This window comes from Acinetobacter sp. Li1LvA2 (genome assembly GCF_056156705.1).
This window is the reverse complement of the sequence record NZ_JBSICF010000001.1, coordinates 408477-434190: the sequence shown is the minus strand read 5'-3', so window position 1 is coordinate 434190 and position 25714 is coordinate 408477. Positions and strand designations below refer to the sequence as shown.

At 35.3% G+C, this 25714-nt stretch carries 23 protein-coding genes and 1 pseudogene; 12 read left to right on the top strand and 12 right to left on the bottom strand.

All coding sequences use genetic code 11. The features are described from left to right. Window positions 1–33: 33 nt before the first annotated feature. A complete protein-coding gene (locus ACS604_RS01940) occupies window positions 34–1038 on the top strand; it encodes a homoserine dehydrogenase (protein ID WP_474769723.1) in 1005 nt (334 codons plus the stop codon). Between the two features lie 31 nt (window positions 1039–1069). On the opposite strand, the gene ACS604_RS01935 is transcribed toward ACS604_RS01940, so the two are convergent. Further along, window positions 1070–1987 (bottom strand): DMT family transporter, encoded by a 918-nt coding sequence (locus ACS604_RS01935; protein ID WP_174729700.1) that lies wholly within the window; start codon window positions 1985–1987, stop codon window positions 1070–1072. Between the two features lie 166 nt (window positions 1988–2153). Here ACS604_RS01935 and ACS604_RS01930 point away from each other — a divergent pair, with 166 nt between their 5' ends. Then, entirely contained in the window at window positions 2154–3008 is an 855-nt protein-coding gene (locus ACS604_RS01930) for a helix-turn-helix domain-containing protein (protein ID WP_474769722.1), read from the top strand. Window positions 3009–3026: 18 nt separating this feature from the next. Here ACS604_RS01930 and chrA read toward each other — a convergent pair whose 3' ends face one another. Further along, window positions 3027–4373, bottom strand: a complete 1347-nt coding sequence (gene chrA, locus ACS604_RS01925; RefSeq protein WP_474769720.1) for a chromate efflux transporter — start codon at window positions 4371–4373, stop codon at window positions 3027–3029. A 182-nt stretch (window positions 4374–4555) separates the two neighbouring features. After that, window positions 4556–5842 (bottom strand): MFS transporter, encoded by a 1287-nt coding sequence (locus ACS604_RS01920; protein ID WP_474769718.1) that lies wholly within the window; start codon window positions 5840–5842, stop codon window positions 4556–4558. A 524-nt stretch (window positions 5843–6366) separates the two neighbouring features. Here ACS604_RS01920 and ACS604_RS01915 point away from each other — a divergent pair. Continuing rightward, window positions 6367–8575, top strand: a pseudogene (locus tag ACS604_RS01915) (TonB-dependent siderophore receptor). A gap of 55 nt (window positions 8576–8630) precedes the next feature. On the opposite strand, the gene ACS604_RS01910 reads toward ACS604_RS01915, so the two are convergent. Continuing rightward, window positions 8631–10049: an aspartate ammonia-lyase gene (locus ACS604_RS01910; RefSeq protein ID WP_004792497.1), complete on the bottom strand. Its 1419-nt coding sequence runs from the start codon at window positions 10047–10049 to the stop codon at window positions 8631–8633. Between the two features lie 413 nt (window positions 10050–10462). Between ACS604_RS01910 and ACS604_RS01905 the strand changes: the two genes are divergently transcribed. The 4 genes from ACS604_RS01905 to ACS604_RS01890 all read left to right on the top strand — a co-directional run bounded on the left by ACS604_RS01905 (window position 10463) and on the right by ACS604_RS01890 (window position 13542). Next, on the top strand, window positions 10463–10645 hold the full coding sequence (locus tag ACS604_RS01905) for a hypothetical protein (protein ID WP_474769717.1): 183 nt from the start codon (window positions 10463–10465) through the stop codon (window positions 10643–10645). Window positions 10646–10755: 110 nt separating this feature from the next. Continuing rightward, window positions 10756–10977, top strand: coding sequence for a hypothetical protein (locus tag ACS604_RS01900; protein ID WP_080645707.1), 222 nt, complete (start codon window positions 10756–10758; stop codon window positions 10975–10977). Window positions 10978–11521: 544 nt separating this feature from the next. Further along, entirely contained in the window at window positions 11522–12415 is an 894-nt protein-coding gene (locus ACS604_RS01895) for a LysR substrate-binding domain-containing protein (protein WP_002113716.1), read from the top strand. A gap of 233 nt (window positions 12416–12648) precedes the next feature. Next, entirely contained in the window at window positions 12649–13542 is an 894-nt protein-coding gene (locus ACS604_RS01890; RefSeq protein ID WP_003651675.1) for a LysR family transcriptional regulator, read from the top strand. 48 nt (window positions 13543–13590) lie between these two features. Here the strand turns inward: ACS604_RS01890 and ACS604_RS01885 are convergent, their stop codons facing one another. The 6 genes from ACS604_RS01885 to ACS604_RS01860 form a co-directional block, all read right to left on the bottom strand. Continuing rightward, the gene (locus tag ACS604_RS01885) at window positions 13591–14763 is read right to left on the bottom strand and encodes a thiolase family protein (RefSeq protein ID WP_474769712.1); all 1173 of its coding nucleotides are present in this window, start codon (window positions 14761–14763) and stop codon (window positions 13591–13593) included. Between the two features lie 65 nt (window positions 14764–14828). Continuing rightward, entirely contained in the window at window positions 14829–16238 is a 1410-nt protein-coding gene (locus ACS604_RS01880) for a short-chain fatty acid transporter (RefSeq protein ID WP_474769710.1), read from the bottom strand. A gap of 115 nt (window positions 16239–16353) precedes the next feature. Next, window positions 16354–16995, bottom strand: a complete 642-nt coding sequence (locus ACS604_RS01875; protein WP_004792490.1) for a 3-oxoacid CoA-transferase subunit B — start codon at window positions 16993–16995, stop codon at window positions 16354–16356. A 1-nt stretch (window position 16996) separates the two neighbouring features. Next, entirely contained in the window at window positions 16997–17701 is a 705-nt protein-coding gene (locus ACS604_RS01870; protein ID WP_474769708.1) for a CoA transferase subunit A, read from the bottom strand. A 245-nt stretch (window positions 17702–17946) separates the two neighbouring features. Further along, window positions 17947–18828: a LysR family transcriptional regulator gene (locus ACS604_RS01865; protein ID WP_474769706.1), complete on the bottom strand. Its 882-nt coding sequence runs from the start codon at window positions 18826–18828 to the stop codon at window positions 17947–17949. A gap of 116 nt (window positions 18829–18944) precedes the next feature. Further along, window positions 18945–19334: a hypothetical protein gene (locus ACS604_RS01860; protein WP_474769705.1), complete on the bottom strand. Its 390-nt coding sequence runs from the start codon at window positions 19332–19334 to the stop codon at window positions 18945–18947. A 188-nt stretch (window positions 19335–19522) separates the two neighbouring features. On the opposite strand from ACS604_RS01860, the gene ACS604_RS01855 reads away from it, so the two are divergent. The 3 genes from ACS604_RS01855 to ACS604_RS01845 all read left to right on the top strand — a co-directional run bounded on the left by ACS604_RS01855 (window position 19523) and on the right by ACS604_RS01845 (window position 21629). Next, entirely contained in the window at window positions 19523–20350 is an 828-nt protein-coding gene (locus ACS604_RS01855; protein WP_151962769.1) for an RsiV family protein, read from the top strand. A gap of 86 nt (window positions 20351–20436) precedes the next feature. Continuing rightward, the gene (locus ACS604_RS01850) at window positions 20437–20838 is read left to right on the top strand and encodes a J517_1871 family lipoprotein (RefSeq protein WP_474769702.1); all 402 of its coding nucleotides are present in this window, start codon (window positions 20437–20439) and stop codon (window positions 20836–20838) included. 452 nt (window positions 20839–21290) lie between these two features. Then, window positions 21291–21629, top strand: coding sequence for a hypothetical protein (locus tag ACS604_RS01845; protein ID WP_151962770.1), 339 nt, complete (start codon window positions 21291–21293; stop codon window positions 21627–21629). A gap of 177 nt (window positions 21630–21806) precedes the next feature. Here ACS604_RS01845 and ACS604_RS01840 read toward each other — a convergent pair whose 3' ends face one another. Beyond that, a complete protein-coding gene (locus ACS604_RS01840) occupies window positions 21807–22070 on the bottom strand; it encodes a hypothetical protein (RefSeq protein WP_004792482.1) in 264 nt (87 codons plus the stop codon). Window positions 22071–22300: 230 nt separating this feature from the next. On the opposite strand from ACS604_RS01840, the gene ACS604_RS01835 reads away from it, so the two are divergent. Then, window positions 22301–22744 (top strand): BLUF domain-containing protein, encoded by a 444-nt coding sequence (locus tag ACS604_RS01835; RefSeq protein ID WP_474770359.1) that lies wholly within the window; start codon window positions 22301–22303, stop codon window positions 22742–22744. Between the two features lie 136 nt (window positions 22745–22880). On the opposite strand, the gene bla is transcribed toward ACS604_RS01835, so the two are convergent. Beyond that, complete coding sequence (bla, locus tag ACS604_RS01830; RefSeq protein WP_474769700.1) at window positions 22881–23735, bottom strand: putative subclass B3 metallo-beta-lactamase; 855 nt, start codon at window positions 23733–23735, stop codon at window positions 22881–22883. A gap of 548 nt (window positions 23736–24283) precedes the next feature. Between bla and ACS604_RS01825 the strand changes: the two genes are divergently transcribed. Beyond that, window positions 24284–25705, top strand: a complete 1422-nt coding sequence (locus ACS604_RS01825; protein ID WP_440202523.1) for a GntP family permease — start codon at window positions 24284–24286, stop codon at window positions 25703–25705. Window positions 25706–25714 lie beyond the last annotated feature (9 nt).

Sequence of the window (25714 nt, the reverse complement as noted above, 5' to 3'; positions counted from 1 at the left end):
GATTTAAACCATTTAAATTTTTGAGAAAGCGAAATGAAGCGAGTTAACGTGGCAATTTGTGGTTTTGGACGGATTGGGCAACAAATTGCAGAGCTTCTTTTAAATCGATCGGCATACTATCAACAAAAATATCAAATTGATGCCCGTTTAGTGGGTGCCTGTAACTCATCTTCAGGTTTAATTGATCAAGAAGGTTTACACGCTGCTGAGTGGCTAGATAAGTCAAAATACCAAGTAGGCTTAACTGAACAGCAGTTTTTAGAACAGGTTCAAGCCGATGTCATTATTGAAACTGGCCCAAGTGATTATGTTACCGGTGGAAAAGGCCTATTTTATTTAAACTATGCTTTAACACATAACATGAATGCGATTGCAGTATCTAAAGGTGCTCTAGTCGTAGATGGTAAAAAATTAATTAACTTGGCACATCAGCACAATAAAAAATTATTTTTTAGTGGAGCGACGGCTGCAGCTTTACCGACTGTTGATTTGTTTGAATATAACTTAGCAGGTTGTCAGATTTTAGAGATAGAAGGTGTTTTTACGGGCACCACAAATTTTATTTTAAATGATATGTTGCAACATGAATGCGCATTTGCTGAATCTCTTGGAAAAGCTCAAGCAAAAGGCATTGCGGAACCTGACAGTTCTTTCGATGTAGATGGATGGGATACTACTGCCAAAATTACGATATTGGCAAATACTGTTTTGGGAGCTGATGTAAAAATTCAAGATATTCCAAGACAAGGAATCAGTCATGTGACTGCCGATCATATTCGTGATTGGAAAAAAGAAAATCTAATTCCTCGTTTGGTGGGTTTTATTCATAATAAAAATCAGCAAGTTCAAACAGGTGTTGAGTTAAGGCTAGTTCCAACACCTCATCCTTTTGCTCATCTACAAGGTTCTAATAAATGCATTCGGGTGTTAACTCAAGAAATGGGTGAGCTTGTTGTAAGTGGAGGAGCATCTGCACCCTTAGCTACAGCAGCCGCTGCTTTAAAAGATTTTGAGTTAATGCTAAAAATGAGCTGCTAAAATTAATTACGATTTATAAAAAAGCAGGCTTTTATGCCTGCTTCTCACAATTTTTTTGACTATTAAATAACTTTTTTCCAATTTCAAACTTACTAAACATTAGGTAGTTACCAAGTAAGATTAATAAAATTCCAATTACAGCATTTAAGGTCCACTGATATCCTTCAAAGAAGGTAGAAACAGTTAGAGCCACTAAAGGGAAAAGTAATGTGCTATAGGCTGCTTTGGCTGCACCAATTCGCCCAACCAAAGAAAAATAAGCAGAAAACCCAATAACCGTACCAAATACAGCCAAGTAAAGTACCGAACTTAAAAATGGAAAATTCATCGGCGGCATTAAATCTTGGCCAGTAAATAAAGCTAAACTTAACATCACTAACGACCCATAAGTCATGGCATAACAGTTTGTTGAAAAGATATTTAGACCACGTTTTTGATGTCTAACACTGATCATATTTCCTAAAGAAAAACCGTAAGTGCCTACAGCACATAGCCCAATACCTAATAATAACTGAGCATTAAATTGGCTATTTATGAGATCATGCCAAAAGAGTAGAACAATACCACCTAGACCTAAAAGTGCAGCTGGACCAAAGTTTGGTGAAGGTTTTTGCTTAAAAAATATAAGCGCATTAATGGCATTAAAGAAAACAGCCATCGAAAAAATAACGGACTCTAAACCGCTATTTACATATTTAACGGCGGTATAAAAACAAATAAAGTTTAGGCCGAAAACACAAAGGCCTTGTAGCATACAAAACAAATGATCTTTTAAAGCAATTCGCTGTAATTTTCCAGAAAATAGTAAAACAACCCAAAGTAATAAGGCTGAAATAGCAAAACGCCATAAAATTGCGACGACAGGTGTTGCATAATGGCTCTGAACGGCAATTCCAATCCATGTTGTTCCCCAAATCAACACCACCGCAACATAGAGTAAAATATTCATAAGTTCATCCTCGATTACCAAGCTTAAGTATCTAGGAATGCATAATTTTTCACGTATATATTCTTGTGTTCTACATGCAAGATCTTGCGTTTTTTATAGAACTAAACTAGCTCAATTTTGCTGAATATGGTTAACTTAAGCTCAATGAGATTCATTTTAATTTTGCATGGCCTATCAAACTTTAGAACAGCTACAGCAATCTAAAGCCAAGCTTCACGAAACGGTGGTGCTTGATGAAAATATGCAACTTGCATTTTGGTCTAATCAGCAAGATCGTGTAAGCGTCTGTAGCGATCACCACACTTTAAGTCTTTATATTCAAGATGGCTATGAAAGCTATCAAAAAACCCCTGCGGGCTGGAAAAATGGCGGTGGGCCGGGTCGTTTTTGCTTATTGCCTGAACATCAGGAATCGACCTGGGATATTCGAGGTGGGCTTAAATTCGTTCACTTGTATTATACCGATCAACATTTGCGTGATGTTGCTGAAAAAATATGGGACAAAGAACCGAATCAAATTGAACTGAATGAAGTTGTTTTTAATGATGACGAAAAGATTCGTGCGCTATATCAATTTTTCCTACTAGATTGTGACTGGAATGATTCAGCAAACCATTTACAAATGAGTACCACTGCCAGCTTATTGCTCAATCATTTAATTCGGAGATATAGCAACGTTAAGTGGCAGCAGCCTGTCATTAAAGGAGGCCTTGCTCCTCATAAACTAAAATATATTCAAGACTGGATTGAAGGGCATCTAGACCAAGCACTCACTCTGTCTGATTTGGCAAATGTTGTGAATTTAAGTGAATATCATTTTGCCCATATGTTTAAACAGTCCATGAATATGGCACCTCACCAATATGTCATGCAAAGACGCTTAACTAAGGCAAAAGGTTTAATTCAGTCATCTCAGCTTTCTTTACAAGATGTTGCCCTAGTTTGTGGGTTTAGTTCAGCGAGTCATTTAAGCCATCGCTTTAAACAGTTTTATGGCATGAGTCCTTCACAATTACGTTAAAAGACCCATGACTCATTTTTATAAAAGATAAATACCTAAACCAATTAGTGCTGATGCAAAAATGACATAGAGTACATTAATGTTAAAGCGGAATAAGGCAATAAATGCAGCCACAGTAATGATCGCCGAGATAACATCAAAGTGACCGGAAAAACCGTGTGGCCATAGCACGTGATAACTAAAAAATAATGCTAAATTTAAAATGACACCGACCACAGCCGCGGTAATCGCAGTGAGTGGTGCCGTAAACTTTATTTCATTATGAGTAGATTCAATAAAAGGGCCACCTGCAAAAATAAATACAAATGAAAAGAGAAAGGTAAACCAAGTCACAATGACAGCGCCGAGTGCTCCAGCAAAAAATAGATGCTCGGGCCCAAGTAATGAATGATTAACACCTCCTAAAAAACCTACAAAGGCAACCACCATAATCAGTGGACCAGGTGTAGTTTCACCTAACGCTAAACCATCAATCATTTGCGTAGGTGAAAGCCAACCAAAATGATTCACAGCCCCTTGATAGACATAAGGTAAAACCGCGTAAGCCCCACCAAAAGTGAGTAATGCAGCTTTAGTAAAAAACCATGCCATTTGAGTATAAGAATGATGCCATCCAAAATATGCGCCTAAAGCTAAAATTGGTAATAACCATAAAATTATTGCCACAAAAATAAGTTTAGCTAACCGCAACCAATGGAATTTAGCATGCTCTGGTGTCGGGGTATCATCATCAATAAATGCCGGACCATAATCCTTTTGACTGGCTTTATGCCCAGCGACTGAGGAAAATAGTTCTGGGTACCTTTTACTGCCTAAATAGCCAGCAATACCAGCTGATAGCACAATAAGAGGGAAAGGAAGCTTTAAGACAAAAATGGCAAGAAACGCCGCAATTGCGACGAACCATAAAAATTTATTTTTAAGCGAACGGCTACCTATTCGGTAGGTTGCATGAAATACAATTGCGGTAACGGCAGGCTTAATCCCGTAGAAAATGCCTGCAATCACAGGAACATCTCCAAATTTTATGTAAACCCAAGACAGCCCAATTAAAATAAATAAGGAGGGCAATACAAATAGAATACCTGCAACTAATCCTCCAGCAGTTCTGTGCATAAGCCAACCAATGTAGGTTGCTAATTGCTGTGCTTCAGGACCGGGTAACAACATGCAGTAGTTGAGGGCATGCAAAAATCTTTTTTCAGATATCCAGCGCTTTTGTTCAACGAGTTCTTGATGCATGACAGCGATTTGTCCAGCTGGCCCACCAAAACTAATAAAACCAAGTTTGAGCCAAAATAAGAAGGCTTGCCAAAAGCTGACTTGAATAATATTTTCAGGTGAAGGGGATTTTTCGTTTTCCATTTTTATCCCATCAAAAAATTGATTCATAAGGACCAAGAACATCAAAAACTAGTAACTTTTAGTCAATTAAATAAGTTAGATGTACTATGCAGTTATAGAATACAGAACAAAAATGACTTTCTTATTATTTTAAAAAGATATTCTTCTAAAAAATCTCTAGAAGAATATCTATCTTTTACTTTTTAATGATCATGTTCTAAATAATCTGGTTTTTTCGGAAGCGCAAGGCTACACAAGAAACAGATAATGAGCATAACAATGACATAAATAAAGAAGGTGTTTTCGATTCCGGCAGCTTTGAATTGCAAAGCAACCGAAGGTGCAGAACCACCAAAAATGGCATTACCTACCGCATATGAAAATCCTACCCCGAGTGCACGTACGTGAGGTGGAAACATCTCAGCTTTTACTAAGCCACTAATAGATGTATAGAAACTCAAAATCATCATCATAAAAATGAGTAGCAAGGTAATAATGATGGGAGAATCTATATAATTAGGCATTCCAATTGCCATTACTGGATAGATAAAAATCGCAGATAATAAGCTAAATGCCAGCATTGAAGAACGTCGCCCAATACGGTCTGAAATTGAACCAAATACAGGTTGAGCACACATATAGACAAATAGGGCAAAGGTCATGATATAACCAACGGTTTTCCCATCCATACCTAAGTTGGTTAAATAGGTTTTTGAATAAACAGTTTCTACATAAAACGTTAATGAACCAGCCGAAGTGTATCCGACCACCAATAAAAAGGTTTTCCAATGCTTTTTAAAGAGTTCTCTTAAGCTACCAGATTCTTTGCGTTCACTATCTTGATGAGAAAGGGTCTCTTCTAAACGACTCCGTGCCAGTAAAGATAGAATGGCAGCAATACCACCAATAACAAATGGAATACGCCAACCGCCATCAAGTAATTGTTGTTCACTTAAAAACGTTAATAAGATTACGCCAAGTAGGCTGGCAAGTAACTGGCCACCAGAAAGGGTGACATATTGGAAAGAGGAATAAAAACCACGTTGACCCTTTAAGCCTAATTCACTCATATATGTTGCTACAGCACCATATTCACCACCTACCGATAGACCTTGAAGTAAGCGTACGACTAGTAAAAGGAAAGGGGCAAATAAGCCAATTTGTTCATAAGTGGGTAGGGCTGCAAATAGAAAAGAGCTTAAAGCCATTAAGCAAATTGAGACAATCATTGATTTTTTTCGACCGTGTCGGTCTGCAATACGCCCAAATATCCAGCTACCAATAGGGCGCATAAAAAAGCTTGCTGCAAATACACCCCAAACATAAATCGATTTGGTCGTACTATCCATGTCTGGTGCAGTCAGAGCCTGAGTAAAATAAGCAGCAAATACTGCATAGATATAAAAGTCGAACCATTCGACCAAATTACCTGAAGCTGCGCCTACAATCCCTCGTATTCTGCTGCTTTTTTCTTCCTTAGTATATGTCATAGATATTCCGTCAGTTAGCAGAAAAAAATAGAAATTTTCAGATGTATTGAACAGGAAATAGAATGAATCTTTAGATATCACTCAATCCTGAGTACTTTCTTAGAATTCCTCTCCATTTATTTTTTATAATTTTAAACTCCCATTCTAGTGATTCTTTGATCTTTTGTTCGATTTAAAGGTATTTTTACCGATTATCGAACAATTCCTTAATTTAGTGAGTTGATCAATCCACCAAAAATTTATTTAAAATCAAAATCTAATTTATCAAGCATATTCCTTATAGTATTCCTCCTCGGTCTAGACCCATTTCTGAGCTTAGTTTTATTTTGACTATTTGGTAATACTTAAAAAGTTATAGTCCCAATTTCAAAGAAAATAAATGAAATTTATATAATGATGATGCTTTATTACACAGAATTTACTTAATCTAAAAAATATATAATTTGTTGTTTATGGCTATTTGTAGCTGTATTCTTGCGTGGCTAAAAATATGGAATACTTCCGATTTTTAACACACTTATCTTATGCACGGTATGGGCAGGTAGTTATTCAATGGACAGACACACGCTAAATCTTCACTTCATGACATGCTCTAAAACAGCATTGGCTTCATCTATTGCACTGATGACATCTGTGGTCTATGCAAATGAAGCGGAGGTTTCTCAGCTCCCAACCATTACTGTGAACGCCACCCAAAATAATGATGCGCTATACACATCAAAGAAAGTTAATTTATCTGGTTTTCAAACAGGCGAAGTAAAGAAAGTTCCTGCATCTATTACCACCATTACCTCTGAGCGCATAGCAGATCAACATGCAAAAACACTAACTGATGTTATTAAAAATGACTCATCTTTAGGAGATGGCTACGCTGCTATTGGCTATTATCCAAACTTTGTAGCGCGTGGTTTTGCCCTCGATTTAGGCTCTAGTTATCTCATTAACGGTCACACCTTACGTGGCGAGCAAAATGTAGCTTTAGAAAATAAAGAGCAAGTTGAAATTTTAAAAGGCATTTCTGCAATTCAAAGTGGCATGTCGACACCAGGTGGTGTTATTAACTATGTAACCAAAAGACCAGCCGATGTTAAAAACATTACTGTAGATGCAAATTCGGAAGGTGGTTATACACTAGCAACGGATGTAGGCGGCTTTATTAATGATAATTTTGGCTATCGAGTCAATTTAGCGCATGAAAGTATTCATCCAAATGTTGATCATGCAAATGGTAAGCGTGAGTTTGGTTCAGTAGCTTTAGACTGGAAAATTAATGAGCGTTCTAAATTATTATTTGATATTGAGGCTCAGCATCAAAGCCAACGCTCCGTACCGGGTTATCAACTGCTAGATGGGCAAGAAGTACCAACAAATGTAGATCAAGACCGTTTGTTGGGTTATCAGTCTTGGAGTAAACCGGTTGTAAATAACACTGTAAATGCGAGTTTGAAATATCAATATGCATTTAACGATCAATGGAATGGTAGCTTAAGTGCATCACAAAGTCGTGTTGTGATTGATGATTACAGCGCTTTTCCATGGGCTTGTTATAGCAATGAGGTTTGCCAAAATAATACTTTTGATAAAGATGGTAATTACGGTATTTACGATTTTCGTAGTCCAGATGATACACGCATTACTAACCAGTTTTCTGCTGGGTTAAATGGTCAATTCAACACTGGCAATATTCAGCATCAAGTTGCTTTGGAACTGCAAAGAACTTATAAAACCTTAAAACGCTATAATTCCAATTCAATGGAGCTTGACCCTATCGGAGTAGGTAATATCTATGAAGAAACAAAGGATTATGCACCAGCTGAGATTGACTTAAGAAATTACTATAAAGCTCTAGAAAGTGATCAGACTGCTTTCACCATATCTGACCGAGTTCAATTTAACGATCAATGGTCAACTCAACTCGGTGGAAAACTTATTCACCTTGATGAACAAGCTTATGATCCAGATGGTCAGCAAAGCCGAGATACAGATTTAAATAAGTTTTTACCGCAATTGGCGCTTATGTATAGCCCAACTGCTACGACTAATCTTTATGCTTCATATGCCAAAGGTTTATCGGATGGTGGCGAAGCTCCATGGTATGCAGAAGCGAATGCTTATCAAGTCCTATCACCTAGAAATTCTGAACAATATGAACTTGGTGTTAAGCAACAAATTCGCAACTTTTTGGTAACAGCAGCTATTTTTGATTTAAAACAAGACAATCAATATACGACTACAAATTCTGCAGGAAAATTAGAATTTGTTGAGCAAGGTGAACAGCACAATCAAGGTATTGAGTTAGGTTTAACTGGTGCCCTAACCGATACAGTTGACGTAAGCTCTGGCATTACATACACCAAATCTCGTCTTGTTGACATTGATAATGACAGCTACAAAGGTCATCAAACTCAGAATGTACCGAAAGTACGCGCAACTGCGCAGTTATCTTATAAAGTACCTTCAGTTGAAGGGTTAAGATTACTCAGTGGTATACAATACAGTAGCAGTAAATATGCAAACAAAGAGGGAACGGCAAAAGTAGGTGGCTATAGCGTCTTTAATATTGGTGCTGCCTATAAAACAAATTTTGCTGGGCATGACACGACCTTCAGATTCAATATTGATAACTTATTTAATAAGAAATATTGGCGTGATGTAGGGGCATTTATGGGTGATGACTACCTATTTTTAGGTAACCCACGTACAGCTCAGTTCTCTACAACTTTCAGTTTTTAAAATATAGAATAAATAAAAAAGGAGCTTATAAAAGCTCCTTTTTTATTTTCAGGAATTAAGCCGACATTTTTGGTTTAACCATATTATTAATCGACAAGATATCATCAAGCACTTGTGCTGATAATAAGCCTTCGTTCTGAACGAGTGCCAATACACTTTGTCCAGTTTCATTTGCAGTTTTAGCAATACGAGTTGTAGTTTCATAACCCAAATATGGGTTAAGTGCAGTCACAATACCAATTGAGTTTTCAACTAAAGCTTTACAATGCTCAGGGTTTGCCGTAATCGTATCAATACATTTACTTTGGAACATTGCCATCGCGTTACCAAGCAAATCCATAGATTCAAATAGTTTGAATGCAATAAGTGGTTCCATTGCATTTAACTGTAATTGACCAGCTTCAGCAGCTAAAGTTACAGCCAAATCATTTGCAATAATTTGGAAGCAAGCAAGGTTCATCGCTTCAGGAATAACTGGGTTTACTTTACCCGGCATGATCGAACTACCCGGTTGACGAGCTTCTAAGTTAATTTCATTAATACCAGTACGTGGGCCACTTGAAAGTAAACGCAAGTCATTGGCAATTTTTGAAAGTTTAGTAGCAGTACGTTTTAATAAACCAGATAAAAGAACAAAGTCACCCATATCTGAAGTTGCTTCGATTAAGTCAGGAGCAGACTTAATTTTCTTACCAGAAATTTTTCCAAGCGCTTGAATCGCAAGTTCACGGTAACTATATTCAGTGGTAATTCCCGTACCAATCGCCGTACCACCAAGGTTCATATAAGCTAAAACATTTGGAATAAGCGTATTAATTTGTTCCAGATCTTTTTGTAGAGTTACTGCAAAAGCACCAAACTCTTGACCTAAGGTCATAGGCACAGCATCTTGTAACTGAGTACGGCCCATTTTTAAGATGTGAGCAAACTCTTGAGATTTATTACGGAAACTTAAAATTAAGTTATTAAAAGGAAGATTTAGTTCATCTAAGCTCAATAACAAACCTAAGCGAATCGCAGTAGGGTAAACGTCATTTGTTGACTGTGACATGTTAATGTCGTTATTAGGATGTAGATACTGATATTGACCTTTAGAATGTCCCATATATTCTAAAGCAACATTCGCCAATACTTCATTTGCATTCATATTGGTTGAAGTACCAGCACCGCCTTGCATCATATCAATCGGGAATTGGTCGTGAAAATTACCGCGAATAAGTTGATTACAGCTGTATTCAATCGCTTCAAATTTAGTTTGATCTAAGCTTTTAAGATTATAGTTCGCTTCAGCACAAGCAAGTTTTACCATTGCTAATGCTTTAATTAAATGAGGGAAGTTTCCAACTTTGCTTTGCGTTAAGTTAAAGTTTTCTAGAGCACGTAATGTTTGAACTCCGTAATAATCATTATTATTGATTTCTCTATAACCAATAAGATCCTTCTCAATACGGGTGGTAATTTCAGCGTTCATCATTAAACTTCGAATTAGTAGAGTAGATAATTCATATTAGATTTCGAAATGCTTCACTTCTAATGCATTTATCAAGTTAATTATGCATTTTTTGCATATCAATTTTTTCCTTTTCTAAACCTAAAAATAGAAAAACTTTTTTCTTCACACATTACATCTAAATTTTATTTTATAAATTAATAGTTTACTTTTTAGATAAATTAAAAATAAAAAGTTCTATGATTAACTAAATGAAGATGTAATTTGAAAAAGAGCTGCATGCAAAATTTTAGACTTGTTAATTTAAGTGAAATATCAACTAAATTAATGAGGATAATTAAACCAGAAATGTAGTTTGTCTAACAAATTTATATAAAAATGTGATGCATTTCACATAAAAGGCACTATAATACGAAAAAATCTTAGTTTTTAAGTTTATGTTAAAAGTCACAGCCGCATTAATCATTTTGGGTAGCTTTACATACTATGTACTTTTTCATGGTGAAGAGAAAAGTGAGTCTAAAACTTCCCGTTTACTTAAAGACTCAGAGCAATCAATTGCTTCTGCCGAAAGTTCTGTAAACAAGGCCAATAGTATTGTGCCCCTATCTTACAAGTAGTATCAGTTCTTAGTTTAACCATTTTATATTATCCATCAAAATATTGTTTTATCTAAATTTTATTGAAATTTTGATAAAAGACTGTAAGTATAGAGACAAAATTCATGAGAATGAAGTTTATCGCCTATGATCCCAATTCTGGGGAAAAAGTAAGCTTAAAAGAGCATATCCATCACATGGATAAATACACCACTTATATCTTTTTTAGTGATGAAAAAGATAATATGGTATTCAATCCGCAGAAAAAGCAAGTTTTTGAAATTACTCAATATACAGCGAATATGATGGTTGAAATTTCAAGAAAGCTATATTATCTAATTGGTGAATATTAAAAATTTGTTTCAGGTCAATCTCAGGTAGATACTTTAGTAGAATAGTCAGGTTTATTTAGTTGAACTATACTGCAAATATATCTTCTGATTTGAACTAGTTGATTAGGTCAGAAAGCTTAAATCCTGAAATAATCAAATTAGCAAAATTTTAGTTTTACAGTCCGTATTCTTCCCCAAGGTGCGGACTTTTTTTATAAAAATTAAGACTTGATAAAACGATGAGGGTATTTTTAGTTTTTATTAAAGCTTAAATGGTTATTTACTTGATTTATATCAACCTTACTTTTTGATTTAAAATAATTTTTAGAATAATAATTTTATATTTGTATGAGTTGTTGCGCTAAATGAAAGTCTTTTATTCTCTTACACTCTTTTCTATGTCAGAATTATTAAATACTTACTTTTATCGTTTGGCTTTGCCATCCTTCCATCGCATTTTTGCAGGTACTCCCATGTTTTATATTTTTCATTCATCTATTCAGCTATTTATTCAGCTTCCCAACCAGACAAATTAAGGACATAACTATAAAAAGGGAATGCAAAAATGAACTTAGAAGTACGTTGGGTAGAAGACCTTTTGACACTTGAACGAGAGCGTTCTATTTCAAAAGCAGCCGAAAAACGATTTATTAGTCAATCTGCTTTTACGCGTAGAATTCAGCAAATAGAAGAGATGATTGGTGCTGAAGTTATTATTCGAAATAATAAAAATAATATTGAATTTACCGACATTGGGCGAATTATGTTGGTCATGTCTAAAAATATTGAGAAGCAGGTAGAAGAAACAGCCAAGCTGATTAAAAATATCAAAAATGAAACCGAATCAACGATTCGTTTCTGTGTTGTCCATTCATTAGCATCAGGTTTTTTGACTACTTTTTTAAAAAAATTCCCAACGTTTATGCGTGATTTAAAAATTGAAATTGTCGCGACGAATAGTGGTGAAGGCTTATCTCTTTTAAAAGAAGGCGCCTGTGATTTTATGATTTGTTATGCAGATCGATCTAATATTAATCGGGTTGGTGATGATATTTTAAGTGGCATCAAGATTGCTGAAACAGAGATTGTTCCAGTATCAGCTACCGAGGCCGACCATACGCCTAAGCATACAATTCAGAGTAATTTTTCATTACTTGCTTATAGTAAGCATGCATATTTACGAAAATTGGTAGATCAACTGATCGAAGGTAAATTGATTTATAAAACCTTATATGAGACTGACAATGCCACCAATTTGAAAGAACTTGTGCTACAAGGTCTAGGTGTCGCATGGATTCCAAAAATTAATGTAGAAGAAGATCTCGCTACCGGAAAATTGGTCATGTTGGATCATAATGAGTATTGTCTGCCACAAGATATTTATATTTTTAAAAATAACTTGAGTGATAACAAATCAGTTCAGCAAATCTGGAAGGGCTTCCAAACTCAGCATGATTAAAATTTATAATGATATGTGATGTGTTCAACATATTTACATACAAAGTAATCAATTAAAGAGCTCATACCTTTGTCTTTGTGATGAAAGGCTTTATAAAGCATTGCTCATGGTCTAGATTCTTTGTTAATTTAGACCATATATCAATAATTCAGAAATTTAGTGGGCATTCTTATATATGCTATACCTGATTTCATTCCTTTTGAATGGATTATTTGATCCAGACGGAGACAATTTTGTTTGATCTAGATAGTAGATTACTAAATATTTTTTATCATATTTATCGGTTTAAAAGCGTTTCAATGGCTGCCGATGCTATTGGCCTTACACAACCGAGCGTTAGTAATGGACTGAACAAAATCCGTCAGCATTTTAATGATCCACTTTTTATTCGTGTTGGAAATGAAATGATTCCAACCGAATTGGCTAAAGAAATCTTTCCACTCATTAGTGAAGTGATTGATAAAGTTGAAAGCATTAATAACTTTAGTGTGAACTTTGACCCGCTAACTTCAGATCAGCTTTTTACAATTGCGATGACAGATGTCTCTCATCTGGTTTTATTACCGCAATTAACCAACTATTTGAAAGAGAAAGCGCCTTTAATTCGCTTAAATATTAGGCCGATTACGCCAGAAACCAGCTACCAAATGGCAAATGGTGAAATTGACCTCGCAATTGGCTTTTTACCCCAGTTAGAAGAAGGCTTTTATCAACAAAAGTTTTTTAAACAGCATTATGTGGTGATTAGCTCAAAAAGCCATCCTCGTTTAGACCCAAACAATTTCACTTTAGATGATTATATGCGTGAATATCATATTGATATTGATGCAGGAATCGGGCACTACCATATTAAAAATGAATTACAGAACAAAGGATTGGATCGAAATATTTTAATTCGATTACCAAGTTATCTTGGAGTGGGATTAGTTGTTCAAGAAACAGATGCAATCGCAACGGTGCCGTACTATTTAAGCCAAGTTTTATTGGTTAGAGAAAATTTACAGATTTTACCAGCACCTCTAGACTTCCCAACTTATGATGTTAAACAACATTGGCATATGTCTTGCCATCATAAAAGTAGCCATAAATGGTTCCGCCAAACCTGTTATGAACTTTTTAAAGTCTAAAAAAGAAGGTGTAAGAAAAACGCTTACACCTTCTGCGCGGTTTGATTTTTAGATTTCAATTGCGACAGCTGTAGCTTCACCACCACCAATACATAATGCGGCAACACCTTTCTTTTTACCTAGTCGTTTTAAAGCATAGACAAGAGAAAGAATAATTCTTGAGCCAGTTGCACCAATAGGATGGCCTAAAGCACAAGCACCGCCATGTACGTTGACTTTTGCTTCATCGATACCTAAATCATGAATTGGTGCCATTGCTACCATTGCAAAAGCTTCATTAATTTCCCAAGCATCTACTTCGTCAACTGACCAACCAGCACGCTCAAGTACTTTTTGAATCGCACTAATCGGGGCAATGGTAAACTCGCTTGGATGCTGCGAATGAGTTGAAGTTGCAACAATTTTTGCCAAAGTATTTAAGCCATGGTTTTGAGCATATTCTTCTGTGGTAAGTACTAACGCAGCAGCACCGTCAGAAATTGAGCTTGAGTTTGCAGCTGTAATTGTCCCATCTTTACTAAAAGCTGGGCGTAATGTTGGGATCTTCTCAAGATTGGCTTTTAATGGTTGTTCATCTTGATCGATAACTTCAACACCTTTACGTGTCTTTACTTCAACAGGAACAATTTCTTCTTTGAAATAACCTTCGGTAATGGCAGTTTGCGCTTTTTTCAAAGAAGAAATCGCAAAATTATCCATTTGCTCACGTGTAAAACCTTTGGTGTTTGCCATGTCTTGAGCAAAAGAACCCATTAAGCGGCCTGTTTCAGCATCTTCAAGACCATCTAAAAACATATGGTCCTTAATTTCACCATGTCCCATACGGTAACCACCGCGAGCTTTCGGCAAAATATAAGGCGCATTGGTCATAGATTCCATGCCACCTGCAACAATAATATTGGCACTACCAGCTTTTAAGGTGTCTGAAGCCATTAACACCGCTTTCATAGCAGAACCACACAGTTTATTGATGGTGACTGCACCCACATGATCTGGTACACCAGCTTTACGCATCGCCTGACGAGCAGGACCTTGACCTATGGCTGCACTCAATACGCAACCAAAAATAACTTCATCTACTTGGTCAGGTGCAACACCTGCACGTTGAATAGATTCACGAATTACAGCCGCGCCAAGTTCTGGTGCAGTTAAAGCGGATAGGCTGCCTTGAAAACCGCCCATTGCAGTGCGGCTACCTGAAACTATAACAATTGAACTCATCTTAATATCTCTTATTGATGTATTTGTTAAATTTGCCTTTAGCCGAAACTAAAAGCTCCAGTAAATTAAAAAGTGGGTGGGGTGTAGCTAAGCGTTCTTCCAAAGAACCACAATAAAAATAAAACTAACGGAAAATGCACAATGAGCTGAGTGACTGTAAAACCAATCACATCTTTTGCTTTTAGTTTTAAAATACCTAACATTGGAAGCATAAAGAATGGATTGATCAAATTTGGTAAAGCTTCAGCTGCATTATAAATTTGTACAGACCAGCCTAAATGAACTTTTAAATCATTTGCTGCTTGCATGACATATGGGGCTTCGATAATCCATTTTCCACCGCCAGATGGTACGAAGAACCCAAGGATGGCAGAGTAAATTCCCATCACAATTGCGAAGGTTTCTTTTGATGCGATTGAAACGAAAAATTCAGCAACATAGTGCGAAAGCGATAAATCTTGGCTGTTTAAAGCTTGCGTCATAATAAAGGCGATGCTTCCGTAAAGTGGAAACTGAATTAAGATGCCTGATACGGCTGGAACTGCCTTTGAAACAGCATTTAAAAAGTTTCGTGGTGTTCCATGCAACGCTAGACCCAGCATTAAGAAAACAAAGTTGTATGTGTTTAAGCTTGAAATAGCGATGATTGGATTACTTTTTGAAAATTCAAAAAACATCCAGATTAAGCCTAAAGCAACCACAATAATCGTTAAAATCGGCGAGTTTTCTAACCAGTCACCCGGACGCGTTGATTTCTCCTCATGTGGTTTGTCTTCTTCAAATTGAACGTCAAAACTATCAATCGTTTTAACATTATTACCTTTTGGAGCTGACCAATACGCGATCGCAATTGAAACAATCACTAAAATAATAGTCATCGCAATAGATTGCCAAAGGAAAATCGTTTCAGTAAATGGAATAACACCTGTCAGGTTATAAATTGACTCAGGTAAACTAGTTTTATTTGCTTGAAGCTGTGCTGCTGAAGAACTGATTCCTAGTGCCCAAGTTGCACCCATACCAATGATTGCTGCCGCAGCTGCTGCGCGGTAATCCATGTTCAGCTCTTTACGTTTCGCTAATGCGATCACTAAAAGTGCAGTAAGAATCGTACTTACTGCCCAATTGACCAGTGAAATTAACAAACTAACCGTTGCAACCAAAACAATAGCACCACGTCCAGAATTTGGAATACGCGCCATTTTTTGAATAAGAAATTTTACGGGCTTAGAAACAGAAACGACATAACCTACAATAATGAGCATCGTCATTTGCAGGGTAAAGGGAATAAGACTCCAGAAACCGTTACCGAAAGAAGTCGCGACATCGTGAATTGGCGCACCGATACCTAAGGCGGCAACAGACACAATAATGACGCCTAGTAATGCAAAAATATATGAATCAGGAAACCATTTTTCAGACCAGTCACTAATCCGAAGAGCAAATCTTTCAAAAATTCCTTGCTGTTTTTCCATAGCTGAAAAATCCTTCTCGTTCTTATTTATAAACAGCACATCCGGTGCTTAAAAGGGTTAAGACTTAAGCTCACTTTCTAACTTAAGTCTTATATTTCTTACTAAAAATTAAAATTTATGCGACTAAGGTTTTGTAAAATTCGACGCCTGTAACAGCTTGAATTTGTTCAAGCGTGACATCTTTAGCAAGTTCAATCAGCTCAACACCTTGTGGAGTAATGTCCATTACACCTAGGTCAGTAATTACGCGATGAACCACACCTTTACCTGTTAAAGGCAAACTACAGTTTTTCACAATTTTTGGCGTACCATCTTTTGCGCAGTGTTCCATAAGCACTACAACTTTTTGGACACCAACAACCAAGTCCATTGCGCCGCCCATACCTTTGACTTTCTTACCCGGAATCATCCAGTTAGCCAAGTCACCATTTTCAGAAACTTCCATTGCACCTAAAATGGCAATGTTTACATGGCCACCACGGATCATGGCAAAAGATTCTGAGCTTGAGAAAAAAGCAGCGCCAGGGCGAGCAGTAACTGTTTGTTTACCCGCATTAATCAAATCAGCATCAACCGTTTCTTCAGTTGGAAACTCGCCAATACCTAATAAACCGTTTTCAGATTGAAGCCAAACATTAATATTTTCAGGAATATAGTTGGCAACTAGAGTAGGTAAGCCAATACCTAAATTGACATAAAAACCGTCTTCAAGTTCTTTTGCAGCACGTTGTGCCATTTCATTACGTGACCAAGCCATTTTATACTGCCTCCGTGCGTATGGTTTTTTGTTCAATGCGCTTTTCTGGCGTGGCATTAAGTACAATGCGGTTTACGTAAATACCTGCTAAATGGATTTCATCCGGATCCAATTCACCAATTTCAACAACCTGTTCAACTTCTGCGATAGTAATTTTTCCAGCCATCGCACATTCAGGATTAAAATTTTGAGCAGTTTTACGGAATACTAAATTACCCGCTTTGTCTGCTTTATAGGCCTTAACAAGAGCAACATCTGCTGTTAAAGATTCTTCTAAGATGTAGTTTTTGCCATGAAAAGTACGTTCTTCTTTACCTTCGGCAATGAGTGTACCGACGCCAGTCTGAGTATAAAATGCTGGAATTCCTGCACCGCCAGCACGTAACTTTTCAGCTAAAGTACCTTGTGGTGTAAGTTCAACATCGAGTTCACCATTTAAATATTGGCGCTCAAATTCTTTGTTTTCACCAACATAAGAAGAAATCATTTTTTTGATCTGTTTGGTTTGAAGCAAAATACCTAAACCAAAATCATCTACACCTGCGTTATTCGAAATACAAGTAAGACCAGTCACACCACTTTGCTTAACTGCAACAATTAGTTTTTCAGGAATTCCGCATAAACCAAAACCGCCAACAGCAAGTGTTTGATTATCTGCAATAACGTCTTTCAGTGCTGCCTCTGCATTGGCATAAACTTTATTCATTCTATTGTTATCCTATATCCCTTAGTAATCTTAGTTTTAGCATCTCATTTCGTGTTATAGAAGTTAATTTTTTTAAAGGATTAATAAGTATAATCAATGAATACTATCAAGTTACCTACAAAAGATGAGAAGAACATAAAGCAAAATACTTTAAAAAATCATCTCATGGTATTGAAAATTATAGTAATTAATAAATTTAGCTTAAGCGTCTGCTTAGCTCATCCTAAAATGCAGTCTTTAATTTTTTAAAATTTATATTGAACTAAAGCCTCAATAAATTGAGTCGAAATATTTGAAATTTCAAAGTTCTTTTTATAAACAATTCCTACAGTCTTATGAATAGATTCATCCTTTAATTCAATCAATACGTTATGTTCTTTATCAATGTGTTTAGCAAAGTGCCTTGGAATCGCACTTACTCCAATTCCATAAGCTACAAAACTTGAAAGTGATGAAATTTGATGACATTCAACTTTCAAATCGAGCGTTATATTATTTCGCAAACAATTTTGCTCAACTAAATATCGAACAATTGAAGGTTTCTGTAAAGTTACGAATGGATTTGAACAAAGCTCATGCCATGTAATAGAAGACGATTGAGCAAGTGGGTGAGTCTTTGGCAATAGAGCCAAGAAATCTTCTTCAAATAGAGGTTTAAACTCTAAGCCTTCGGTGAGATCTGGTTCAAAACAAATACCAAGCTCAAAAATACCATCCTGTACTTTTTCTATAATGGTCTCATTTGGAATATCGTGAATTGAAAAGTTTAGGTTTGGATGAAGTTCTAAAAATTGATGAATCACCTCAGGTAGAATTGCATGAGTTACAAAGGGCATTGAGGCAATACTTAAGGTTCCACGATTAAGCTTAAAACGTTGTTTGACATCGTTCTCCATTTCATCCCAATTGGCGAGTAATTTTTTAGCATAGGGAATGAGGGATTTACCTTCTTGGGTAAGCTCAACACGACGTGTGTTACGGTTAAACAATTTACCGCCTAACTCTTCTTCTAAACTCTTGATGGTAAGACTTAAAGCAGACTGGCTTAGATGTAGCTCTAAAGATGCATTGGCATAGTTGAGTGTACGCGCAAGTGCTAAAAAAGCTTTTAATTGTTTAAGCGTCATTTCATTCCTTTAGATTGCTCAGCTCACCTAGAAGGGTAATTTATACGAAAATTTGTCTAATATGATGTTTTTTGACAAAAAATTATGAAAAAGAAAGTAGAGAACAATGTGCTGAATTATTTTAGTAAATTTTCCAAGCAGAATTCATCGGTATTATTTGCAAAATATAGAGCCATTCCAACGACATGAAAAAATAAATAACCTAGCCAAATTGCTTGAGGGGCAACTTTTAAGCCTTCTAATAAAATAGTTGTTGAATAAATTGCTACTAAAAAAGTGAATAAGATAATGTATGTAGTACTCGCTACAAATTTATATTTCGGTGCTAATTGAGGAACTTTATAGCCAATCCAAATTTGCATACCACAATTTATGATCAGGGCTATTATAGCTACAAGTATTTCTGGTGCATTTAAAAATTCTAAAGAAAGCTGTTCGCTGATGAAAATGATTTGCCACAGTACAAACATGCCCACAGGGTACAATATAAATTTAATCCACATCATATTTTATTTTCTTATCAAGATTTTACATTGGCATTCTATTGAATAATTATGATTAAATAAATGCGGTTTATCAAAAAAAACTATATCTCAATATAAAGACAGTATTAATTCAATTAAAATATTTGTGAATTTTAAATTCTTTAAAACTTAATTTAAAAGATAAATGAAATTGTGTAAGGGTAATATTAATGAATAAAACTATGCTTGGCTTGGTCGTAATACCACTTATATTAAGTGGCTGTGTTAAAAAAGCTGAGGAGAAACCTGTAGAAAAAGCAGAAAAAACGTCCAATATAAAAGCTAATGAAGACTCTCAAAAAGAAGAAAATCAAATTCCTGCAATGATAGCGAGTAGTTTTCTTGTGAAATTTGAACAACCCAAAATTTGTGGACCTAATCCAGATGTTGAGGGTGTTGTATGTACTTCTAAAGAAGCAATTGCACTTAAAAGTAATATTGGTTGGATTGATCAAGTCGTTGATAAAGAAATCCGTAAAGATTATGCAGATGCACTTACTCCCGCATCAGAAAAGCAAAAGCAATTAAATCAAACCCAAGCTGAGGGGCTTAATAACTGGTCAGAAAGTGTAGTTTATCGCTTTAATGGACAATTTGGTCAATATGTTCAAATTTCGAAAGTTAGCTCGGAATATTCTGGCGGAGCTCATGGTATATCAACTTTTGAAGATTATATCTTTGACTTAAAAAGCAAAAAGCGCATTGGGCTAAAAGATATTGTAGTCAATGGAAAAATGGATGCACTTAAAGATGCTTTATGGAAACAGTACGAATATTGGTGCCAAGAAAATGATATGGAACCCTCTATTAGCAAAGAAGACTTTAAAGTAAGTGAAAATTTCTATATCAATCAATCGGGTGGTGTTACTTTTGATTATCAGCTTTACGAATTGGCTCCATATGCCGCAGGTCCTGTGAGTTTAGAACTGTATGATACAGATCAACTGATAAAATCAGACTTTTTACCGCCAATGCCTACTTTAAAAACTGAAATGTAGGATTAATAAATTACTCAAACCACCTTCAGGTGGTTTTTTATTTTCTGAACTGTTAAATTTTACTCATAATTAAAATGGATAATTTCATGAAAAAGATAGTTGCATTAAGCTTAATTTTTTTATTAAGTGGGTGTGTAAGCCCAACTACTCAAATGACTAATAATAATTTTAGCGAACTGCAGCCTTCAACACCTTCAATATCAGGCATATGGACGATTTCGATCAGCTCAAGCATATCAACCATAAAATTAGAAGCAGATGGCAATGGAATACTTTGTGACGATACGAGTGGACACGTTGTCTTCAACAAAATTAAGTATGCAAATAATATGATTTATATTCAAAATGGTATGACTCTAGAAGTGAAGCATCTAAACAAAGATATACTTGAAGCTAGAGCAATTTTAAGTGCTTCTAATTCAAATATGATCTACAAAGCTGATAATGATTTAAAGGCAGCTTCATTAAAGTGTGTCAAAGAATTATAGATAACCATCTTTATAAAACCGCAATAGTTTTTTATGGCCATGAGAAAAACAAAGTTGGCATAAAAATCCTGTCTGGTCATTGTTGTTCATTCATCAGTTATCTGACTATTACCAGCTTTATAAAAGGTAATTAATTCTTCCAAATAGTTTTTGTAATAAATTGTGGTAGATTATTAACAATTAAGGTTTTGATAATATTTTCGTGTAGCATTTTGGAATTAAAAAAATAAAATCTCAAAGGTAAAATGAAATGAATAAGATAACCCTAGTTTTGCTAGCCGCTCTTCTTTTTTGTATTTTAGCTAACTATGAAAGTTTCAACTTATTAAAACTTCATGAAACTGCCAGTAGTGAAATTAACAAAACTCTTCCTAAAAACTAATCTACCTAAGGATGTTTTTTTTATATCTTAAGCTCTTAAATTTTAATTATTAATAATAAAGGGTAATTTCATGAAGAAAACTTTAATTGGAGCTTTATTCTTGATGTTTGGAGCCTCGGTAAGTGCAGCATCAAAAATTGAAAAAGAGGAAACAAAAAAATTCTCAACTATGAAGCAATGTATTGAATGGTTAGATTCTAAATATCCAAATAATAAATGGCATAAAGATGAAGGTACCTCTTGGAGTTTAGAAAATGATAATTCAAATTTTTTATCTGGGATTACTCATGTCCCTAGTGAAGAAAATAAAAAACTGACACATCCAATTGCGATTTATTGCAAATTAAAAGAAACAAGTGCCGATGGTGTTTTCTATGAAGGAAAATATATTGTCATAGAGGCTATTTAGTCTCAGAATTTAATTGAAAAAACCACTCAATGAGTGGTTTTTTTATAGCTGAACAAATTTAACAAACTCATTGCCAAGAACAATTTCTATATGATTGGCTTGCTACGCCAGTAGTGATTTAAAAACTTTAAGGAATGCCTATTTCCTAAGCTTCTATTTTATTTATACAGCTATATCTTAAGAGGGCCTAACTTTAGTTTTCTTTGTCAAAATTTTGATAATTTTAAAAACTTGATTATCTAGCTTTATCTTTTGATGAACAGTTGCATTGTCGAGCTGATCCCACAACTCAAATGGGAAAAACTCTGAACTATGATCAAATACCCATAACCATTGATAACTATTGTTAAGCGTATTTACATCAAAACGTACATCCTGAACTTTGACAATCTTAAGTTGTTTATGATGTTCGTCTTGAAGAATAATTTCATGGTTCTCCATTAGACATCCACAAATTAAAGATAATTTTTAATTTTACTGAAATTAATACTTTTTAGTGAGTTTGTTAGTTGGCTTTAATTTACAAAAGATTTCGAGTTGTTAAAGTTTGTCATTTTCAAAAAAGATAATAATCTTTACTCTTGAAATACAAGGTTTTAAGTAGGCCACATTGTAAGGATAGTATGTAAGTGTCAGAATGCACCATTGACATTTATCTTCGAGTTATCGCTATGAGTTTAATAGGCTTTATGTATGCAAGTAAAACCAATAGTGAACATAATCAAGTAAAACAAGATTTAATTGATATCCTTACAGAAGCAGTCAAATTCAACTCTTATAATGATATTACAGGAGTGCTTTACTATGGTAATGGGTATTTCTTGCAGTACTTAGAGGGTGACAAAGAACAAGTTGAATCACTATTTTATAATTCAATTTTGAAAGATTCGCGACATCAGAACTGTGAAATTATCTTTTCGGAACCATGCGAGCAGCGATTATTTAAACATTGGAGTATGAAATTTGCTCCTATAAATACGAAAATAAAAGATTTCTTTTTTCATCATCATGTTGATGAGTTTAATCCCTATTTACTTAACACTACATCAATTCCATGTTTTATTGAATTACTTGTAGATCAACCTAATTTGAAAGTGGATCAATATCAAGTTTAATCAATATTATAATTTTTGATTAAATATAACTCGAACAGAAAAATAGTAAAGGGCGACTATATTAGAGCTTCTAAAAAAGCCCTACATAATCAGGGCTTTTAAATTTGAATAAAATATAGATATTACAACTTAATATTTATGGATGACTACTAACTAGTGATTTTTCAAACGCCATTTCCGCATCTTTTACAATACTAAAAAGTTTTTCTGGCTGAATAAATGCATTGGGTTGACCAGCATCTTTACGCGCCTTATTGCCCAAGACATCTGCAACTTCTGTATGGCTAGTAAGCACAATATCTGCCTTCATGTTTTTCAAACGCTCAAAGCTCTTACGATAATCTTCAACAATATTTGGATACTGATGATTATTTTGTAAAACATTGCCAGCTAGGGAGAGACTGCAAGGGAAAACTACATTTAAGTTTTCCCCATTAGACTTAACTTCAGTTGACCAAGTTGTACAACCAGGAGTGTGACCTGGCGTAAGCGTGGCTTTTAGTCTAAATTTACCTAGTTTAACTACTTCTCCATCGTGAATGACTTTATCAACTTTAACTGGAGTAAAAGGAATAGTTTGGAAGGTGTTTTCACCTATAGGTTTTCCTATTTCTAAAGCCTGAACATCCTGCTGCATTGCAATTAATTTAGCACCAGTATCTTGTTTAATGCGTGCAAGCGCACCTACATGGTCCCAATGAGCATGGCTTGTAACCATAATTTTTACATCTGATAACTTAAAACCTAATTGTTTAATGTTCTGCTCTATTTGCTCTGTATTTTCTGGAAGGCCCGTATCTATCAATAGAGCTTGATGGCCAGAAGCTAACAAATAAGCTGCAAGACCGTGAGTACCTACATAATATATATTTTCAGTAATTTGGAATGGCTGAGTATTTTGAGTCCAGTCGTCGGGTAACTTTAATGGTGCAGCTGAGGTAGATAGAGAAGTCAGTAATATACTTCCTATAAACAACATCTTTTTCTTCATCTTAATTGGACTCGTAGGTTGATCGTAGTAATTAAAGTTTTATATTTTAACGCCTTTGCCATGATTAGGCCCTAATCTACTCATAAAAAACTTGATTATTCGGGTAAAATTTTTTCTGCTTAATTGTTAATGTAAGGGATGGAATGTATTTAGTAATGAGAACTTAACCTCCTTAATATTTATTAAGTTAATTTAAGGATGCAATTAAATTATTTTAAAAAATATATTATTTAATTGTCTTTATTAAATAATATAGAAATATTAATTTAATTTTCTCAACAATTAATAAGTTTTATAAAATAATAATGATTTTTAAATAGTTAGATTTTACCAATTTATCAATATAAGTGTTTGTATTTTATTGTTATTTTAAAATTTAAATAAATTACATTGTTTTTAAATATTTTAGTGATATTTTATTTTTAAGCTCATTTACCTATTACCAAGCAAAGATATTGTGATTTTTGTCATTTTAGGTTCGGGATAACCTAAATATCTTTTGGTAATTTTATTGAACCTAATATTTATTCTTTAGGGAGAAAGAATATATGTGGGAATTATTTGTAATTCTACTTTCACTTGGGCTGTTGATGTATACAGCTTACAAGGGTTTTTCAGTCATTCTAATGGCACCAATTTGTGCCTTACTTGCAGTTTTACTCATTAACCCAGCCAATGTTTTACCGTTTTATTCGGGCGTCTTTATGCCCAAAATGGTGAACTTTATTAAAGATTACTTTCTTGTATTTTTACTCGGGGCAATTTTTGGTAAAGTCGTTGAAATGTCAGGAATCGCTGAGTCTATTGCTAGAACCATTGTAAGATGGATTGGAGCAAAAAAAGCAATTTTAACCGTCGTATTGTTAGGTGCAATTTTAACCTATAGCGGTGTAAGTTTATTTGTTGCTGTATTTGCCATTTATCCTTTTGCAAACCAGCTATTTAGACAAGCGAATATTCCAAAACGTTTAATTCCGGGAACCATCGCGCTCGGTGCATTTACATTTACCATGGATGCATTGCCGGGTACGCCACAAATTCAAAACGTAATTCCAACTACATTCTTTGGCACCAATATCTATGCCGCACCATTTCTAGGAATTATTGGTGCAATTTTTGTTCTATGCATGGGTTTGGCTTACTTAGAATGGCGTCGCCGCGCTGCTGCGAAAGCAGGTGAAGGCTACTCTGGCTTTGGAGTAGACAATACCTCGTCTCAAGAAATTGAAGCCGATATGAACTTGCAAAATAATGGAAGTACGGCGCGTCAGTTCTTAGCTTTTGTACCGCTTATTCTTGTTGCTGTAATGAACAAATATTTGTCTAAAGCAATCAAAGAGTGGTATCCAAATGGTTTTGATTTTGCCTCAGTTGGTCTTGCTGATTACACCGTAGATGTTGCAAAAACTGGTGCGATCTGGGCGGTTGGTCTTGCGCTCATTGTCGGGATTATTTCTGCAATTTTATTTGATTATCAGCGTGTAGTGACAAATTTCAAAGAGGGCATTAATGCCAGTATTGGTGGCTCACTTTTAGCGGTGATGAATACAGCTTCTGAGTATGGTTTCGGGGCAATTATTGCGTCATTACCAGGCTTTGCTCTGATTAGCCATGCAATGAGCAGTACCTTCACAAACCCTTTAGTGAATGGGGCTGTGACCACAACCGTTTTAGCAGGTATTACCGGTTCAGCTTCTGGTGGTATGAGTATCGCTTTAAGTGCAATGGCTGAACATTATAACGCCGCGATATTAGCCGCAGGCATTCCGCCAGAAGTCATGCACCGTGTGGTTGCAATGGCATCGGGTGGTATGGATACACTTCCGCATAATGGTGCTGTTATTACTTTACTCGCTGTTACAGGCTTAACCCATAAACAATCGTATAAAGATATTTTTGCAGTCACGGTAATTAAAACGTTAGCGGTATTTGTGGTCATTACGGTCTTTACCGTAACGGGTATTGTTTAAATCAGCACG

Coding starts and splice junctions, on each gene's coding strand:
- ACS604_RS01835 (WP_474770359.1), top strand. CDS start 22,301: ATGAGTTTAATAGGCTTTATGTATGCAAGTAAAACCAATAGTGAACAT.
- ACS604_RS01845 (WP_151962770.1), top strand. CDS start 21,291: ATGAAGAAAACTTTAATTGGAGCTTTATTCTTGATGTTTGGAGCCTCG.
- ACS604_RS01900 (WP_080645707.1), top strand. CDS start 10,756: ATGAAGTTTATCGCCTATGATCCCAATTCTGGGGAAAAAGTAAGCTTA.
- ACS604_RS01855 (WP_151962769.1), top strand. CDS start 19,523: ATGAATAAAACTATGCTTGGCTTGGTCGTAATACCACTTATATTAAGT.
- ACS604_RS01870 (WP_474769708.1), bottom strand. CDS start 17,701: ATGAATAAAGTTTATGCCAATGCAGAGGCAGCACTGAAAGACGTTATT.
- ACS604_RS01825 (WP_440202523.1), top strand. CDS start 24,284: ATGTGGGAATTATTTGTAATTCTACTTTCACTTGGGCTGTTGATGTAT.
- ACS604_RS01875 (WP_004792490.1), bottom strand. CDS start 16,995: ATGGCTTGGTCACGTAATGAAATGGCACAACGTGCTGCAAAAGAACTT.
- chrA (WP_474769720.1), bottom strand. CDS start 4,373: ATGGAAAACGAAAAATCCCCTTCACCTGAAAATATTATTCAAGTCAGC.
- ACS604_RS01930 (WP_474769722.1), top strand. CDS start 2,154: ATGGCCTATCAAACTTTAGAACAGCTACAGCAATCTAAAGCCAAGCTT.
- ACS604_RS01850 (WP_474769702.1), top strand. CDS start 20,437: ATGAAAAAGATAGTTGCATTAAGCTTAATTTTTTTATTAAGTGGGTGT.
- ACS604_RS01885 (WP_474769712.1), bottom strand. CDS start 14,763: ATGAGTTCAATTGTTATAGTTTCAGGTAGCCGCACTGCAATGGGCGGT.
- ACS604_RS01935 (WP_174729700.1), bottom strand. CDS start 1,987: ATGAATATTTTACTCTATGTTGCGGTGGTGTTGATTTGGGGAACAACA.
- ACS604_RS01860 (WP_474769705.1), bottom strand. CDS start 19,334: ATGATGTGGATTAAATTTATATTGTACCCTGTGGGCATGTTTGTACTG.
- ACS604_RS01840 (WP_004792482.1), bottom strand. CDS start 22,070: ATGGAGAACCATGAAATTATTCTTCAAGACGAACATCATAAACAACTT.
- bla (WP_474769700.1), bottom strand. CDS start 23,735: ATGAAGAAAAAGATGTTGTTTATAGGAAGTATATTACTGACTTCTCTA.
- ACS604_RS01940 (WP_474769723.1), top strand. CDS start 34: ATGAAGCGAGTTAACGTGGCAATTTGTGGTTTTGGACGGATTGGGCAA.
- ACS604_RS01905 (WP_474769717.1), top strand. CDS start 10,463: ATGTTAAAAGTCACAGCCGCATTAATCATTTTGGGTAGCTTTACATAC.
- ACS604_RS01910 (WP_004792497.1), bottom strand. CDS start 10,049: ATGATGAACGCTGAAATTACCACCCGTATTGAGAAGGATCTTATTGGT.
- ACS604_RS01865 (WP_474769706.1), bottom strand. CDS start 18,828: ATGACGCTTAAACAATTAAAAGCTTTTTTAGCACTTGCGCGTACACTC.
- ACS604_RS01920 (WP_474769718.1), bottom strand. CDS start 5,842: ATGACATATACTAAGGAAGAAAAAAGCAGCAGAATACGAGGGATTGTA.
- ACS604_RS01880 (WP_474769710.1), bottom strand. CDS start 16,238: ATGGAAAAACAGCAAGGAATTTTTGAAAGATTTGCTCTTCGGATTAGT.
- ACS604_RS01895 (WP_002113716.1), top strand. CDS start 11,522: ATGAACTTAGAAGTACGTTGGGTAGAAGACCTTTTGACACTTGAACGA.